The sequence below is a fragment of the Bradyrhizobium sp. USDA 4461 genome, from assembly GCF_054055655.1.
In genome coordinates, this window is sequence record NZ_JBSRXM010000001.1 from 4,741,776 (window position 1) to 4,757,453 (window position 15,678).

Sequence of the window (15,678 nt, forward strand, 5' to 3'; positions counted from 1 at the left end):
TCGCTCGCAATGACGAAAGAGACTTAGGAGACCTATCATGCTCAGAGAAATCCGTCCCGCCATCCTGGTGCTGGTGCTGCTGACCGCGATCACCGGCCTTGCCTATCCGCTCGCCATGACGGCGATCGCCGGCGTCATCTTTCCGAAGCAGGCACAAGGCAGCCTGATCGAGAAGGACGGCAAGGTGATCGGCTCCGCACTGATCGGGCAGGAGTTCAAGGAGGATAAATACTTCCACGGCCGGCCATCGGCGACGGTGGCGCCCGATCCGAGCGATGCTTCCAAGACCGTGCCGGCGCCCTACAATGCGGCCAATTCCGGCGGCTCCAATCTCGGCCCGACCAGCAAGGCGCTGAACGACCGGGTCAACGAGGATGTCGAGAAGCTGAAGGCGGAGAACCCGTCCGCCAGCGTACCGGTCGATCTCGTCACCACTTCGGCCAGCGGGCTCGATCCCGACATCTCGCCGGATGCGGCGCTGTTCCAGGTGCCACGTGTCGCCAAGGCGCGTAGCATGTCGGAGGATACGGTGCGCGAGCTGGTGGCGCAGAACACCCAGGGCCGCCTTGCCGGCGTGATCGGCGAGCCCCGCGTTAACGTTCTTGCGCTCAACCTGGCGCTCGACGCGGCAAAGGCGAAATAGGGGAGTAGGCCCGCTCTCGCAGGATGACTATATTGCGGTATGGCCAATCAGCGCGACCCCGATAAACGACCCTCGCCGGATGCGCTGCTGGAGGCGGCGCGCCGCGAGACCGATCGCGCTGGGCGACTGAAGATCTTCATCGGCGCCGCCCCCGGCGTCGGCAAGACCTACGAGATGCTCTCGAGCGCCCACGCTCGCCTCAAGGCGGGCGTCGACGTCGTGGTCGGCGTCGTCGAGACCCACGGACGGGTGGAGACCGAGGCGCTGCTCAGGGGTCTCGAAGTGATCCCGCGGAAGCGGCTGGGCTATCGCGACCAGACGCTCGAGGAGATGGACCTCGACGCCGTGATCGCGCGGCGGCCGCAGCTCGCGCTGGTCGATGAGCTCGCCCATACCAATGCGCCGGGCAGCCGGCATCCCAAGCGCTATCTCGACGTCGAGGAGCTGCTGTCGCACGGCATCGACGTCTACACCGCGATCAACATCCAGCACATCGAGAGCCTCAACGACGTCGTCGCGCAGATCACCCACGTGCGGGTGCGCGAAACCGTGCCGGACTCGGTGATCGATCGCGCCGATGCCATCGAGCTGATCGACCTGACGCCCGACGATCTGATCCAGCGGCTGAGGGAAGGCAAGGTCTATGTGCCCAAGCAGGCCGAGCGGGCGCTGGAGCATTACTTCTCGCCCGGCAATTTGACCGCGCTGCGCGAACTGGCGCTGCGCCGTACCGCCGAGCGGGTCGACGAGCAGCTGCTCAACCACATGCAGGCCAATGCGATCCAGGGTCCGTGGGCTGCTGGCGAACGCATCCTGGTTTGCCTAAGCGAGGATCCGCGCGCCGCAGGCCTCGTGCGCTACACCAAACGCCTCGCCGACCGGCTGCATGCGCAATGGACCGCGGTCAGCATCGAGACGCGGCGCAGCCTGCAATTGAGCGACGAGCAGCGCGACCGGCTTGCCGACACCATGCGGCTGGCGGAATCGCTCGGCGGCGAGGCGCTGACGCTGCCCGGTGTCGGCCGCCGCATCGCCGACGACGTCATCAATTTCGCTCAGGCCAACAACGTCACCCAGATCATCATCGGCAAGTCGACGCGCTCGCGCTGGTTCGAGCTGACGCATGGATCGGTCGTGCACGATCTGGTGCGCCGCGCCGGCAATATCAGCGTCAACGTGATCGCCGGCGACGAACTGCCGGTCGGCAAGGCGGCGGTGCAGACCGCGCAGCGGCAGGATCCGTTCAATCCGCGGCCCTATCTGATGGCGCTGCTGCTGACCGCGATCGGGCTCGGCGCGGCCAAGCTGATCCAGCCGTTCTTCGGCATCGAGAATGTCGACCTCGTGTTCATCACGGCCGTGGTCGGCGCCGCGGCGCGCTACGGGCTGTGGCCGTCGCTGCTGGCGAGCGTCGCGGCGTCGCTGTGCTACAATTTCTTCTTCCTGCCGCCGGTCTACACGTTCACGATCACCGACCCGACCAATGTCGCGGCGTTCTTCTTCTTCATGCTGATCGCGCTTTTGGTCTCCAACGTCGCGGCGCGGGTGCGGACTCAGGCCGACACGGCGATCGGCCGCGTCCGCACCACCGAATCGCTCTACGCCTTCAGCCGCAAGCTCGCCGGCACTGCGACGCTGGACGACGTGCTGTGGGCGACCGCCTACCAAATCGCGCTGATGCTCAAGGTCCGCGTGGTGCTGCTGCTGCCGGAGGGCGGCATGCTGACCGTCAAGAGCGGCTATCCGCCCGAGGACCAGCTCGATCAGGCCGATCTCGCGGCCGCCAACTGGGCCTGGGGCAACGATCGTCCTGCCGGCCGCGGCTCGGACACGCTGCCGGGCGGCAAGCGGCTGTTCCTGCCGATGCGCACCGGCCGGGGCCCGATCGGCGTGATCGGCATCGACGACGACCGCACCGGGCCGCTGTTGACGCCGGACCAGCGCCGGTTGCTCGACGCGCTGGTCGATCAGGGCGCGCTGGCGATCGAGCGCGTGCTGCTGGTCGAGGACATGGATCGCGTCAAGCGCACGGTGGAATCCGACCGTTTGCGCGGCGCGCTCCTGACCTCGATCTCGCACGATCTCAAGACGCCGCTGGCCTCGGTGCTCGGCTCGGCCTCGGCGCTGCGCGATCTCGGCGCGAACCTCAGCGACGCCCAGAAGCACGATCTGCTCGCCACCGTGATCGACGAGTCGGAGCGGCTCAATCGCTTCATCGCCAATCTGCTCGACATGACCAAGCTGGAATCTGGCGCGATCGTGCCCAACACCGCGCGGCACGATGTCGGGGAGATCGTCGGCAGCGCGCTGCGCCGCGCCGCCAAGATCCTGGTGCATCACCGTGTGTCGTTGGAACTCGCCACCGACCTGCCGATGCTGGAGCTCGACGCCGTGCTGTTCGAGCAGGTGCTGTTCAATTTGCTCGACAACGCCGCCAAATACGCCCCGTCGGACACCACGATCTCGATCCGCGGCACGCGCGACCGTGGCGCGGTCACGCTGCAGATCCTCGACGAGGGCAACGGCATTCCCGCCGCCGAGCTCGAAAGCGTGTTCGACAAATTCTATCGCGCAGAGAAGGGCGACCATGTCCGCCCCGGCACCGGCCTTGGGCTGGCGATCTCGCGCGGCTTCGTCGAGGCGATGCGCGGCACGATCGCGGCGGCCAACCGCTCCGACCGGAGCGGCGCCGTCATCACCATCCGCCTGCCGATCCCGGCGGACACCAACGCGCTGGACACTGCTGCATGAATGCGACGCCGATCAAGGTCCTGGTCATCGACGACGAGCCGCCGATCCGCAAGCTTTTGCGGATGGGGCTGAGCACGCAGGGCTACGATATTCTGGAAGCCTCCAACGGGAGAAACGCCCTGGAGCTGCTGGCCGAGGGGCCGGCGCTGATCATCCTCGATCTCGGACTGCCGGATATCCAGGGCCACGACCTCCTGCGGATGATCCGCGGTCGCAACGAGAGCGTCCCGATCGTGGTGCTGTCGAGCCGTGGCGACGAGGCCGGCAAGGTGCAGGCGCTCGATCTCGGCGCCGACGACTATCTCACAAAACCGTTCGGTATGGACGAATTGCTGGCGCGGCTGCGCGCGGCGCTGCGCCACCAGTTGCAGGTGCAGGGCGAGCGGCCGGTGTTCCGCTCCGGCGACCTCTCGGTCGATCTGGTGCGCCGGATCGTCAAGGTCGGCGACAAGGAGATCAAGCTGTCGCCGAAGGAATACGACCTGCTGCGGGTGCTGGTGCAGCACGCCGGCAAGGTGCTGACGCATCGCTTCCTGCTGAAGGAATTGTGGGACGAATTGACCGACGCGCAATATCTGCGCGTCTATGTGCGCCAGCTCCGCCAGAAGATCGAGGCCGATCCCGAACGTCCGCAATTCGTGCTGACCGAGACCGGCATCGGCTATCGGCTGCGCGGGCCGGACTAACGTGTGGCCCGGATGAGCCAATGGGTCGCGCGAACGCGCGCCCGATGACAGGCTCCGCGATATCCGGGGCATCTCCCCCACGTCGCTGCGCTCATGCGGGCTACGTTAGTGCCTCGTCCGACGACACCAAACGGAACTTTCGCTGCCATCGAGGCTTGTTTTCCCTCACCGGGAGAGGAGAACCCATGGCCAGAAAATATTCGCGAAAGGCATCGCGCGATGTCGAGGGCGCGATGAAGAAGCGCAAGGCCGGCACGCTGCGCAGCGGCCGCTCCAAGAAGAAGGTGAAGAGCCGCAAGCAGGCGATCGCGATCGGTTTGTCCGAGGCGCGCGCCAAGGGCAAGAAGGTACCGAAGAAGTCCTCCAAGAAGAAAGCGTCGAAGAAGCGCAAGACAGCGAAGAAGCGCAAGAGCTCGAAGAAGAAGTAACGGATGAATTGCATTCATCCGTCATTGCGAGGAGCGTAGCGACGAAGCAATCCATCCCTCCGCATATGGAGAGATGGATTGCCTCGATACGCTCGCAATGGCGAATCAGTTCACCCCGCCTTGCGCGACCGCGCACTCGACCGGTGCGTCTTCTTGGCGGCGCGGCGGTGCGAGGTCGGGCGGCGCGCGGTGGAGCGCGAGCGCCGGGCGCCGTGCTTCCCGCTTTTCAAGCTCTGCTGCAACGCATCCATCAGGTTGACCACATTGCTCGGCTTCTCCTCGCGTTCCGCGGCCTTGATCGGCTTGCCGGCGGCCTTGCGGCGGACCAGCGCCTTCAACGCGGTCTCGTATTCGTCCTTGAATTTCGACGGATCGAAATGTGCGGCCTTGCTGTCGAGGATGTGGCTCGCAAGCTCGATCATGTCCTTGGTCACTTTCGGGCTCTTGATGTCGTCGAAATAGTCGTCCACCTCGCGCACCTCGTAGGGGTAGCGCAGGGTGGTGCCGAGCATGCCCTTGTCGAGTGGCTCGATCGCGATCACGTGCTCGCGGTTGGTCAGCACGATGCGGGCCAGCGCGACCCGGTCCTGGTCCTTCATGGCGTCGCGGATCACCGCGAAGGCGTCGACTCCGGCCTTGCCGTCGGGCCGGATGTAGTAGGGGTGGTCAAGATAGCGCTTGTCGATCTCGCCCTCGGGCACGAAACTGTCGATGTCGATGGTGTGGTTGCTCTCGATCTCGACCGCCTCGAGTTCGTCCTTCTCGATCTCGACATATTTGCCCTTGCTCACCTCATAGCCGCGGCCTTTCTGGTCGCCCTCGACGACGTCGCCGGTCTCGCTGTCGACCATCTGTTGCTTCAGCCGGTTACCGGTGTCCCGGTTGATCATGTGGAAGCGGGTTTTCTCGACCGAGGTCGAGGCCGGATAGAGCGCCACCGGGCACGACACCAGCGAAAGTTTGAGCGTGCCTTTCCAGTAGGCGCGGGGAGCGGCCATGATCGTCTCCAAACAGCTTGAGTTTGGAACTTGAACGGATACCGTAGGTTTTGGTTCCTGAAGGCCGCACGGGGGCGGCGGCCATGATTTGCGCCGAGGCCTGCACGTGTCGCTGAGAAACCTCACCACCTATCGCAAGAAGCGCGACTTTGAGAAGACCAGCGAGCCGTCGGGCGAAGTCAAGGTCGCGCCAAGCAAGCAACGGCGTTTCGTGATCCAGAAGCATGATGCGACGCGCCTGCATTATGATTTCAGGCTGGAGTTCGACGGCGTCTTCAAGTCCTGGGCGGTGACGCGCGGGCCCTCGCTCGATCCGCATGACAAGCGGCTCGCGGTCGAGGTCGAGGACCATCCGCTCGACTACGGCGATTTCGAAGGCACGATTCCGGAGGGACAGTATGGCGGCGGCACCGTGCAGCTGTGGGATCGTGGCACCTGGGAATCGGACGATCCCGAGCGCGGCTTCAAGAAGGGCGACCTCAAGTTCACGCTGCATGGCGACAAGCTGCACGGCAGCTGGGTGCTGGTGCGGATGAAGAACGACCGCTTCGGCGGCAAGCGCACCAACTGGCTCTTGATCAAGCACCGCGACGAATATGCCGTGGAGGGTAACGGCGAGGCGATACTCGACGAGGATCGCTCGGTCGCATCGGGACGCTCGATGGACCAGATCGCCGCCGGCAAAGGCCGGGCGCCGAAGCCGTTCATGCTGGCCAAGGGGAACGGGAAGGCCAAGGCGGATGCGGTTTGGCAGTCCAATCACGGCATGGCCGCGGACGCGCGCGCCAAAACCAAGGCGCCGGCGCCGAAAGCGAAGTTGAAGGCGCGAAAGGCGACGTCGAAGCAGGTGTCGGAGATGCCAGATTTCGTCAAGCCGCAACTCTGCGCTGCGGTCGAGAGCCCGCCGAACGGCGCGGGCTGGTGCCACGAGATCAAGTTCGACGGTTATCGCGTGCAGCTCCGCGTCGAGGACGGCGAGGCCGTGCTGAAGACGCGCAAGGGGCTCGACTGGTCCGACAAGTTCGGTGCGATCGTGACGGAGGCAGGCAAGCTGCCGGACGTCCTGATCGACGGTGAGATCGTCGCGCTCGACAAGGACGGTATACCGCACTTCTCGACGCTGCAGGCGGCGCTGTCCGATGGCAAGACTGACCACCTGATCTTCTACGCGTTCGACCTGCTGTTTGCCGGCCACGAGGATCTGCGTCCGCTGCCGCTCGCCGAGCGCAAGGCGCGGCTCAAGAAATTGCTGGCGTCGCGCAAGGGCAAGAACCTCCTGATCCGCTATGTCGAGCATTTCGAGCAGCGCGGCGAGGCCGTGCTGGAGTCCGCGCGCGAGCTCAGCCTCGAAGGCATCGTTTCCAAGAAGCTCAACGGGACCTATCATTCCGGCCGTTCCGATGACTGGACCAAGGCCAAGATCCGCGCCGGCCATGAGGTGGTGATCGGCGGCTGGAAGACCACCAACGGCAAATTCCGCTCGCTGATGGCCGGCGTCTATCGCGACGATCATCTGGCCTTTGTCGGCATCGTCGGCACCGGCTTCGGCCAGGACACTGTCCGCCGCATCATGCCGGCGCTGAAGGCCGCGGCATCGGACACCAGCCCGTTCGGCGGCAAGGATGCGCCGAAGAAGACCCGCGACGTGCATTGGCTGAAGCCGGAGCTGGTCGCCGAGATCGAGTTCGCCGGCTGGACCGACGCCCGCAATATCCGTCAGGCTGCGTTCAAGGGCCTGCGCCAGGACAAGCCGGCGCACGAGGTCGAGGCCGAACGGCCGGTCGCAACCAACGTGGTGAAGCCGATGGCCAAAGGGAAATCGTCCGGAACGTCGGCCGGAAAATCGTCCGCCGAAGTCATGGGCGTCGCGATCTCGCATCCGGACAAGGCATTATGGCCGGACGCCGGCGACGGCGAGCCGGTGACCAAGCGCGATCTCGCGAATTATTTCGAGGCGGTCGGCGAATGGATGATCTCCTATCTGAAGGGACGCCCATGCTCGATCGTTCGTGCTCCTGACGGCATCAAGGGCGAAACCTTCTTCCAGCGCCACGCAATGGCCGGCACGTCGAAGCTGCTTAAGCTCGCCAAGGTGTCCGGTGACCGCAAACCGTATTTGCAGATCGACCAGATCGAGGGTCTCGCGGCGGTCGCGCAGCTCGGCGGCCTCGAGCTGCACCCGTGGAACTGCGCGCCTGACGCCTACGATACGCCAGGCCGCCTGGTTTTCGATCTTGATCCTGCGCCTGATGTGGCGTTCACCGAGGTGATCGACGCGGCCAAGGACATGCGCAAGCGACTGTCGGCTGTGGGCCTCGAAAGCTTCTGCAAGACCACGGGTGGCAAGGGTCTCCACGTCGTCACGCCGCTGACCGACGGCGCCAGGGACAAGGTGAGCTGGAAGGAGGCCAAGACATTCGCGCAGGCCGTCTGCCAGTGGATGGAGCAGGACGAGCCCGAGCGCTATCTGATCAACATGTCCAAGGCCAAACGGAAGGGCAAGATCTTCCTCGACTATTTGCGCAACGACCGGATGTCGACAGCGGTCGCGGTGCTGTCGCCGCGGGCGCGGCCGGGCGCCACGGTCTCGATGCCGCTGGCCTGGAGCCAGCTGCGCGGCAATCTCGATCCGAAGAAATTTACGGTACGGACCGTGCCGGCGCTGCTCGCCAAGACCAAGGCTTGGGACGGCTATGAGGATGCGGCATCGTCGATCAAGGCAGCGATGAAGAAGCTTGCGGGGAATTAGCAGATTGTGCCGCGGGCTTAGTTCGTCATACCCCGCGAAGGCGGGGTATTCAGCATGCCGCGGCTTGTCGGTTCGGCCGCTGCTGCCTCTGAAATACCGGATCACCCGCGAAAGCTTTCGCGGGTGATGACATCTCTATGTGAGTTGCTCCGTCGCGGGATGCTACAGCCGTCCCATCAGCAGCAGGATCAGCAGGATCACGATCACGAGGCCGAGGCCGCCGCCGCCGTAATAGCCGGTACCGTAGAACGGTCCGCCGCCGATGCCGCTGAAGCCACCGAGCAGTGCGATGACCAGAATGATAAGAATGATCGTTCCAATTGACATTGAGTCTCTCCTCAGCCCCGTGGGCTTATTGATCTCTGCCCTTCGGGGAGGGAAACAATTCGCAACTACGAAGGTTCCCCTTACGGCATAACGATAAACCTGTGTGATCTTCCGTTCAGGTTGGAACAGAACTACATCAGCGGAATCCATGGAGGAGTGCACTGCGATGTCGGCTCCGCTAATCGTCTCGATCCCTCACAGCCTCGGCCGCGACGAGGCCATGCGCCGCTTGAAGACGGGCCTGTCGCGCGCGGCCGCGAACGTGCCTGTCATGAGCGTTGATGAGGAGCACTGGGACAATAACCGCATGAACTTTCGTGTCCGCGCACTGGGGCAGGTCGCGGCCGGACACGTCGATGTCGAGGATACTCATGTGCGCCTGGAAGTTACGCTGCCATGGCTGCTGCAACGCTTTGCCGAAGTGGCACAGGCTGCCATCCAGAAGAGCGGGCAGTTGCTGCTGACCAAGCGTTGACCCGCGGTGCTAGCTGTGTGCGCGTGCACGCCTTGCGGCGTGCTTTGTTCCTGCCGCGGTCTTGGCCTTCAACACCGCGACCGGCAGTTTGGCGAACAGCGTCGAAAGCTGGAGCTTGCTGTCCCCGCCCGGCGGCGCGTATCCGCTCAGGTCGAGCTCGCCTTCAAACGCCTCAGGACGGGGCCAGCTGCGTCCGTCCTGCGTGAATGGCGCAAATGATTTCGTCACCGCGACGATAGCAGCCTCGCGGCCATGGCGCCGCGCGAAGGCGATGACATGATCGCGATGCGGGCCGTTGACCGTCAACGGCTCGTAGCCGCCGCTGGTGAAGATTTCGGCCAGCTCGTTGCGCAGCCGCAGCAGATGCCGCGTCCACGCGAATTTCAGCCGGCCGTCGCGCCAGCTCCGGGCCAGCGCATCCCAATCCGGTGCATCGAGCGCTGGAAGCATGTCCGCGCGTGCAGCAAAGTCGACCGGACGGCGGTTGTCCGGATCGACCAGCGAAAGATCCCAGCTTTCGGTGCCCTGGTAGAAATCCGGCACGCCCGGCATGGTCGCCTTCAGCGTGATCTGGCTGAGCGAGTTCAGCACGCCGATCAGCGCCGTGCGCCCGGCCAGCGTGTCGAGGGCGCCGAGAAACTCGGGTGAGATGTTGCGATCGAGGATCCGCGCGATGAATGTCTTCACGCCGGCCTCGTAAGGCTCGTGCGGATTGAGCCAGCTGGTTTCCTGCTTGCCCTCGCGCGCTGCCTTCAGCGCATAGGCCTGGATGCGTGCGCCCAGCGATGGGTCGTCCGGATCCCAGGCGCCGAGCAGGGCCTGATATAGCATGTATTCGAACGTCGCCGAGGGGGCGCGCATCTCGCCGTCCAGCACCAGATGCGGTGCGTTCAGCACCTTCCAGCGCGCCACCGCGCTGGTCCATTCGCCGGGGATTTCGGCAAGCGCCATGATGCGGGCGCGGGCGTCCTCGCCGCGCTTGGTGTCGTGGGTCGCGGTCGACGTCATACCGTGCGGCCAGTCGCGGGCGCGGGCCTGCATCATGGCGTGGAAGGTCTCGGGCGCGATCGCACTCGCCGCGGGATCGCCGCCGACCTCGTTGAGTGCCAGCAGGCGGTGATAGCGATAGAACGCCGTGTCCTCCAGCGACTTCGCCATCATCGGCCCGGTGAACTGCTGCACTTTCAGCGCGAAGCGCCGGACCCGCGGCGCGCTGTGCGGGGGACGGCCGGGCTTCAGCAGGTCCATGGTCAGGGCATCGCGCAGGAAGTCGAAGATGCCGTCGTCGGCGGCAAACCAGTCGGCGCGGGCGCGCTCGATGGTCTCGCTGATCAGCGTCCGATCATGCGCTGTCGGGCCGGAGGCGGTGAGATAGGTGCGATAGACCGGGAAATGCAGCACGTAGAGCTCGAGCGCCTGCCGCAGACTGTCGGCGGAGAAGTCGCGGGTCGAGTAATGTCCGCTGGCGATGCGCGCGACGAGCCGCGCCAGCACGGTGAATTCGCTGGTCAGCAAGGTCTCCAGCACGCGGCGCTTGGCGGCGCGCAGCACCGGCACGAGGTTCGGCGACTGGTTGCTGATTTGGCGCCAGATCTCGTTGAGCGGATCGAGGCCGGCGCCGTCGACCAGCACCTGGCTGATCGTGTTCATCCATTCATAGCCGGTGGTGCCGTGGACGCCGGCAAACTTCGTCAACTTCTCGTTCTCGCCGAGGATCTTCTCGATCACCATGTAGAACGGCCTGGCCTTGGCGCCCTGCGCCGAGCGGATCAGACGGCGCAGCCGCTGGAAGTACTGCGCGGGATCGCGCAGGCCGTCGATATGATCGAGCCGCAGGCCCTGCAGCCGGTCCTCCGCAATCAATCGCTTCACCAGGCTGTGGCTCGCCTCGAAGGTGGCGGCGTCCTCCACCCTGAGGCCCGCAAGCGTGTTGATGTCGAAGAAGCGCCGATAGTTGATGTCGCTTGAGGCAAGCCGCCAATGGCCGAGCTTGTAGTGCTGACGCTCCAGGAGATGATGCAGCGCCAGCGTCTGGGTGGGGCGATCCTCGCCGGCGCGATAGGCATTGAGCCCGCGCGCGATGAGCTCGGCGGCGCCCTCGATCGCCCGGATCGCCACCTTCAGCGCCGGCGCTTCCTTGCGGTTCGGGTGACGCAGCCCGCGATACCTGGCGGCGAGCTCGAGCAGCGCGCGCCCGGCCGCACTGTCTTCGGCGCCGGCCTCGCGGACGATGGTCCGCAGTACCTCGCCATATCGCTCCGGCGCGATCGGCAGGCGGTGCTCGAAATACCAGGCTGAAAAGCTGCCTTCGTCGGCATCGTAGCGCAGCTCGATCTCGCCGCGCTCCAGCGCCTGGCCGTAGGACGAGCCGAGGATCGGCAGCAGCACGCCGCCGCGCGCGCGATAGGGCAACTGATCCCAGTCGATGTCGAAGGAGACCGCGTGCGGCGACACCGGTCCCCATTCCAGCACGTCGAGCCACCACGGGTTGTCGGCGAAATGCACGCCGACATGGTTCGGCACGAAATCGAGGATCAGGCCGAGGTCGTTCTTCTTCAGCGCGTCACTGAGCCGCGCAAAGCCCTCCTCGCCGCCGAGCTCCGGATTGAACTTGGTGTGGTCGACGACGTCGTAGCCATGGGTCGATCCTTTGCGTGCCTTCATGAACGGCGAGGCATACACATGGCTGATGCCGAGCGCCTTCAGATACGGCGCCACCTGGGCTGCGGCATCGAAGTCGAAATCGGCAGTGAGTTGCAGTCGGTAGGTCGCGATCGGGATCGCCGGAGGCATTGTGCTATCCGATGTGCCAGCGTGCCGCCCAGGCGGGGAGGTCGCCCGACAACGCGCCGCCCCAGATCGCAGTTCCCTTCGGCTCCGGCGCTTCGGTGATGGCGCGATCCGATAGATTGGCGGTCAGCCGCAGCGTGCTGCCGTCCCCCATCTGCCAATGCGCCGTCAGAAGGTCGCCCGCCACGATGGCGTCGCCGAAACGCGCCCCTTGCAGCCGCGGCGCGATCTCTTGCCGCCGCACGGCGAGCAGGTCACGCACCAGCGCAAGCCGCGCGCGGCCCGGATCGTGCTCGCGCGCGGCCCAGTCAAGCACCGCCGACCGCACCGTCGCTTCGGCCAGCGGATCGGGAATCTCGTCGCCATATTTGGCGTAGGCCCAGGCGAATTCGCGGCGCCGCCCGGTGCGGACGGCGTTGGCGAGGTCGCCCTTGAAATCGCAGAAGAACGGGAAGGGCGTCGTGGCGCCCCATTCCTCGCCCATGAACAGCATCGGCGTGTTGGGTGCGATCAGCGTGACCGCCAGCGCCGCCTCGATCGCCTCGGGCTTTGCTATGCTTTCGAGCCGATCGCCGAGCGGCCGGTTGCCGATCTGGTCGTGGTTTTGCAGGAAGTTGATGAAGCAGGTCGGCGGCAGCGCGCCGCTCGGCTCGCCGCGCGCCTTGCCGCCCCAGAACTCCGAGATTTCGCCCTGATAGATGTAGCCGGACGACAGCGCGCGTGCGAGGTCCTGCTTCGTTGAGCGGTAGTCACCATAGTAGCCTTGCTCTTCGCCGGTCAGCAGCACGTGCCAGGCGTGATGATAATCGTCGTTCCACTGGCCACGGAATTTGCCGTCCGGCGGATCCTCGACTGCGTCGAGCAGGCTCGCAATGTTGTCGCCATTCTCCAGCACGAGGTTGATATGGCGACCGGTCTCGGCGGCGAGCTGGCCCGCGGCCCTGCTGAAATCATGCAGGATCGAGATTTCGCCGGCTTCGACGATGGTGTTGACCGCGTCGAACCGCAGCCCGTCGAAGCGATAGTCGTGCAGCCAGCTCACCACGCTGCCGACCGCAAAGGCCCGCACTTCGGGCACGCGGTAGTCGATCGCGCTGCCCCATGGCGTGTGCGCGTCGCTGAAGAAAGAGGGCGCATAGCGGCCGAGGTAATTCCCCTCCGGCCCGAAATGGTTGTAGACCACGTCGAGCATCACCATCAGCCCGCGCAGATGCGCCTCGTCGATCAGGGTCTTGAGGTCTTCAGGACGACCGTAGGCGCTGTCAGGCGCGTACCACAGCACGCCGTCATAGCCCCAGTTGCGCGAGCCTGCGAAATCCGCCAGCGGCATCAGTTCGAGTGCGGTGATGCCGGTTGCGACGAGATGATCGAGCTTGTCGATCATGGCGCGGTAGGTGCCCTCCGGCGTGAAGGTGCCGACATGGGCCTCGAGAACGACGCCCTCATGCCATGGACGTCCGCGCCAGTCGGTCGCGCGCCATTGGAAGGCGGCATGATCGATGACTTCGCCCGGGCCGAACACGTCGTCCGGCTGGAAGGCGGAGGCGGGATCGGGCGCGTCGACCTCGTCATCGATGCGGAATTTGTAACGCGAGCCGGCGCGGGCGCCCGGGATCTCGGCGACGTACCAGCCGGCCGCGTCGCGCGCCAGCGGGTGCGGCTTGTCTAGCAGCAGGTCGACGCGCTTTGCCGCCGGCGCCCACAGCCGGAAGCGCGTGCCATCGGGAGTGAGCTCAGGGCCGAAATGCTGGGTGCTCATGCGGAGCCTGCGAATGCCAGCACCGAGCGCGGCGGTGCGGTGGTGTCGGCGCCGGATGCAAACTGCTCGCCGGTCTGCTCGGTCTTGGTCGTGTTCAAAACCTGCTGCCAGCTGTTGTATTCGACCATCCTCGGCATCCTGAACACGATCTCCTGCGGCGCGGCGTTGAGCACGATAAAGATCGGCGCCTGTCCTTGTTCCATGGGACCGAGCACATAGGCGAGGAACCGGCTCTCCGGGAATTTCCAGTCGGATTCCTTCATCTCCTCCGCAGCTGGTGTCAGCCACAGCACGCCATAGCTGCCGTCCGTGCGACGGCCGTCGAGCCAGCTCTGGCAGCGGATCTGGCCGAAGCGCTGGCGCAGCGCAGTGAGGTGGCCGATGAAATCGGTCGCATCGTCGTCGGTGCCGAGATTGTCCCAACCGATCCAGCCGGTCTCATTGTCCTGGCAATAGGCGTTGTTGTTGCCGCCTTGCGTGTTGGCGACCTCGTCGCCGGCGAGGATCAGCGGCGTGCCCTGGGCGAGCAGCAGACAGGCCAGCGCGTTCTTCCTGAGCTGGCGGCGCAGCGCGATGATCGCGGGATCGTCGGTCGGGCCTTCATGGCCGCAATTGTTGCTGTGATTGTCGTTGGAGCCATCGCGATTGTCCTCGCCATTGGCCTCGTTGTGCTTCTCGTTGTAGCTGAACAGGTCGGCGAGGGTGAAGCCGTCATGCACCGTGATGTGGTTGATGCTGGCGCGGGTCGCGCGATTGTCGTGGTGAAACAGATCCGACGACGCGGTCATGCGGCCGGAGATGTCGCCGATCAGGCTGCCTTCGCCGCTCCAGTAGCGTCGCATCGCGCTGCGATAGCGGTCATTCCACTCCGACCATTGCGATGGAAAGGCGCCGACCTGGTAGCCGCCGAGGCCGAGGTCCCAGGGTTCGGCGACCATCTTCACCGTTGCCAATACCGGGTCCTGACGGATTGCGGCGAGGAAGGGATGGTTGCGCTCGAACCCGTTCGGCCCGCGCGCCAGGGTGGTGGCGAGATCGAAGCGGAAGCCGTCGACATGGCAGACCTCGACCCAGTAGCGCAGCGAATCCATCACCATCTGCAACACGCGCGGATGGGTGAGGTTGACCGAGCTGCCGCAGCCGGTGAAGTCGTCGTAGAAGCGCGGGTTCTCGCGGTTCAGCCAGTAATAGGAGGCGTTGTCGATCCCGCGAAAGCACAGCGTCGGGCCCATATGGTTGCCCTCGGCGGTGTGGTTGTAGACGACGTCGAGCAGCACCTCGATGCCGGCATCGTGCAGTCGCGCGACTGTTGTACGAAACGAGTCCAGCGCATTGTCCTGGGCGTAGCGCGCCTCCGGCGCGAAGAAGGCAATGGTGTTGTAGCCCCAGTAGTTCGAAAGCTTCTTCTCGACCAGGACGCGGTCGTCGATCAGGCCGTGGATCGGCAGCAACTCGATGGTCGTGACGCCGAGCCGCTTGAGGTGGTCGATCATCGCCGGCGACGACAGGCCGCCATAGGTGCCGCGCAGGTTCGGCGGCACGTCCTCGCGCTTCTGCGTCAGGCCCTTGACATGGGCCTCGTAGATGATGGTGTCGGACCAGGGAATCTGCGGCCGGATCTCACGCCGTCCCCAGTTGAAGGTCTCGTCGACCACGACCGCCTTCGGCATACCGCGCGCGTTGTCGCGCCGGTCGAACGAGAGGTCCTCGCGCGCGCTGCCGGTGCGGTAGGCGAAATGCGCGTCGCTCCACACCAGCCGGCCGGCGAGCCGCCTGGCGTAGGGATCGAGCAGCAGCTTGTTGGCGTTGAAGCGGTGGCCGCGCTCCGGCGCATACGGCCCCGAGACGCGATAGCCGTAGAGCTGGCCCGGCGAGACGTCGTTGAGATAGCAGTGCCAGACGTCCTCGGTGCGCTCCGGCATCGCGATCCGCTCGAGCTCGCGGCGGCCCTGGCCGTCGAACAGGCACAGCTCCACCTTCTCCGCATTGGCCGAGAACAGCGCGAAATTGGTGCCTCGGCCGTCCCAGCTTGCACCGAGCCGCGCGGACGTTCCTCCGGTCAGTCGCATCAA

General features: G+C 65.2%; 11 protein-coding genes. 6 read left to right on the forward strand and 5 right to left on the reverse strand.

What is annotated here, in order from left to right:
- Positions 1–37 precede the first annotated feature (37 nt).
- The 4 genes from ACVINW_RS21900 to ACVINW_RS21915 all read left to right on the forward strand — a co-directional run bounded on the left by ACVINW_RS21900 (position 38) and on the right by ACVINW_RS21915 (position 4,508).
- The gene (locus tag ACVINW_RS21900; RefSeq protein WP_456753207.1) at positions 38–643 is read left to right on the forward strand and encodes a K(+)-transporting ATPase subunit C; all 606 of its coding nucleotides are present in this window, start codon (positions 38–40) and stop codon (positions 641–643) included.
- Positions 644–682: 39 nt separating this feature from the next.
- Positions 683–3,394: a DUF4118 domain-containing protein gene (locus tag ACVINW_RS21905; protein WP_456753208.1), complete on the forward strand. Its 2,712-nt coding sequence runs from the start codon at positions 683–685 to the stop codon at positions 3,392–3,394.
- The gene (locus ACVINW_RS21910) at positions 3,391–4,080 is read left to right on the forward strand and encodes a response regulator (protein ID WP_456753209.1); all 690 of its coding nucleotides are present in this window, start codon (positions 3,391–3,393) and stop codon (positions 4,078–4,080) included. The genes ACVINW_RS21905 and ACVINW_RS21910 overlap by 4 nt, the downstream gene beginning before the upstream one ends.
- 185 nt (positions 4,081–4,265) lie before the next feature.
- A complete protein-coding gene (locus tag ACVINW_RS21915; protein WP_456753210.1) occupies positions 4,266–4,508 on the forward strand; it encodes a DUF6496 domain-containing protein in 243 nt (80 codons plus the stop codon).
- Between the two features lie 110 nt (positions 4,509–4,618).
- On the opposite strand, the gene ku is transcribed toward ACVINW_RS21915, so the two are convergent.
- A complete protein-coding gene (gene ku, locus ACVINW_RS21920) occupies positions 4,619–5,506 on the reverse strand; it encodes a non-homologous end joining protein Ku (protein WP_456753211.1) in 888 nt (295 codons plus the stop codon).
- Positions 5,507–5,612: 106 nt separating this feature from the next.
- Between ku and ligD the strand changes: the two genes are divergently transcribed.
- Entirely contained in the window at positions 5,613–8,255 is a 2,643-nt protein-coding gene (ligD, locus tag ACVINW_RS21925; protein ID WP_456753212.1) for a DNA ligase D, read from the forward strand.
- Positions 8,256–8,417: 162 nt separating this feature from the next.
- On the opposite strand, the gene ACVINW_RS21930 is transcribed toward ligD, so the two are convergent.
- Positions 8,418–8,582: a DUF3309 family protein gene (locus ACVINW_RS21930; RefSeq protein WP_082190472.1), complete on the reverse strand. Its 165-nt coding sequence runs from the start codon at positions 8,580–8,582 to the stop codon at positions 8,418–8,420.
- Between the two features lie 166 nt (positions 8,583–8,748).
- Between ACVINW_RS21930 and ACVINW_RS21935 the strand changes: the two genes are divergently transcribed.
- On the forward strand, positions 8,749–9,057 hold the full coding sequence (locus ACVINW_RS21935; protein ID WP_456753213.1) for a polyhydroxyalkanoic acid system family protein: 309 nt from the start codon (positions 8,749–8,751) through the stop codon (positions 9,055–9,057).
- A gap of 9 nt (positions 9,058–9,066) precedes the next feature.
- Here ACVINW_RS21935 and treY read toward each other — a convergent pair whose 3' ends face one another.
- From treY to glgX, 3 genes are read right to left on the reverse strand one after another with little or no spacing between them, the layout of a single operon-like run.
- On the reverse strand, positions 9,067–11,850 hold the full coding sequence (gene treY / locus ACVINW_RS21940; protein ID WP_456753214.1) for a malto-oligosyltrehalose synthase: 2,784 nt from the start codon (positions 11,848–11,850) through the stop codon (positions 9,067–9,069).
- 4 nt (positions 11,851–11,854) lie between these two features.
- A complete protein-coding gene (treZ, locus tag ACVINW_RS21945) occupies positions 11,855–13,606 on the reverse strand; it encodes a malto-oligosyltrehalose trehalohydrolase (RefSeq protein ID WP_456753215.1) in 1,752 nt (583 codons plus the stop codon).
- A complete protein-coding gene (glgX, locus tag ACVINW_RS21950; protein ID WP_456753216.1) occupies positions 13,603–15,675 on the reverse strand; it encodes a glycogen debranching protein GlgX in 2,073 nt (690 codons plus the stop codon). Before glgX ends, treZ begins: the two co-directional genes overlap by 4 nt.
- Between the last annotated feature and the right edge of the window lie 3 nt (positions 15,676–15,678).

Bases quoted from the DNA above. Each gene is read 5' to 3' on its own strand.
- ACVINW_RS21900 (WP_456753207.1), top strand. From the start codon at position 38: ATGCTCAGAGAAATCCGTCCCGCCATCCTGGTGCTGGTGCTGCTGACC.
- ACVINW_RS21935 (WP_456753213.1), top strand. From the start codon at position 8,749: ATGTCGGCTCCGCTAATCGTCTCGATCCCTCACAGCCTCGGCCGCGAC.
- ACVINW_RS21915 (WP_456753210.1), top strand. From the start codon at position 4,266: ATGGCCAGAAAATATTCGCGAAAGGCATCGCGCGATGTCGAGGGCGCG.
- ACVINW_RS21930 (WP_082190472.1), bottom strand. From the start codon at position 8,582: ATGTCAATTGGAACGATCATTCTTATCATTCTGGTCATCGCACTGCTC.
- ACVINW_RS21910 (WP_456753209.1), top strand. From the start codon at position 3,391: ATGAATGCGACGCCGATCAAGGTCCTGGTCATCGACGACGAGCCGCCG.
- ACVINW_RS21905 (WP_456753208.1), top strand. From the start codon at position 683: ATGGCCAATCAGCGCGACCCCGATAAACGACCCTCGCCGGATGCGCTG.
- treY (WP_456753214.1), bottom strand. From the start codon at position 11,850: ATGCCTCCGGCGATCCCGATCGCGACCTACCGACTGCAACTCACTGCC.
- treZ (WP_456753215.1), bottom strand. From the start codon at position 13,606: ATGAGCACCCAGCATTTCGGCCCTGAGCTCACTCCCGATGGCACGCGC.
- glgX (WP_456753216.1), bottom strand. From the start codon at position 15,675: ATGCGACTGACCGGAGGAACGTCCGCGCGGCTCGGTGCAAGCTGGGAC.
- ku (WP_456753211.1), bottom strand. From the start codon at position 5,506: ATGGCCGCTCCCCGCGCCTACTGGAAAGGCACGCTCAAACTTTCGCTG.